This window comes from Photobacterium sp. R1, from assembly GCF_054600795.1.
In genome coordinates, this window is the sequence record NZ_BAAHZP010000180.1 from 1 (window position 1) to 382 (window position 382).

The following is a 382-nucleotide window of genomic DNA, read 5'->3' on the forward strand; positions in this document are numbered from 1 at the left end:
GCTGTATTACGAAAATGCCATGGCCCAATCGGAGATCGACGCAGTGTTCAGCAACGGCGCCAAACGATTCCCGACCGGCAATTTCAAAGAGTGGATTAAGGTCTCTGATACCGATGGCTTGATGCTAACGGTCAAAGGCTTCAATCACTTCACCCGCTGGCAGAGTGCGACACCCGCGCTGGGTGCCGACGACGGCGAGATGTGGAGCGATGTGGTTGCGCTGATCCCGGCGGCCAATGTGCCAGCAGTGACGGTGCAGACACCCACGGAAGCCCCGTTGCCTGACAGCCCATACCCCGGCACTATCTTAAGGGACGGAGAAACGTGCGACTTAACACCACCAGCGACACCCTCGCCTTAGGGTAAAAATCAATCTGGCGGC

1 protein-coding gene is annotated in these 382 nt (G+C 57.6%); it reads left to right on the forward strand.

All coding sequences use genetic code 11. From position 1 onward, the window contains the following. A partial coding sequence (locus ACYP03_RS24565; protein ID WP_459782459.1) for a hypothetical protein occupies positions 1-361 on the forward strand: 361 nt, incomplete at its 5' end. Between the last annotated feature and the right edge of the window lie 21 nt (positions 362-382).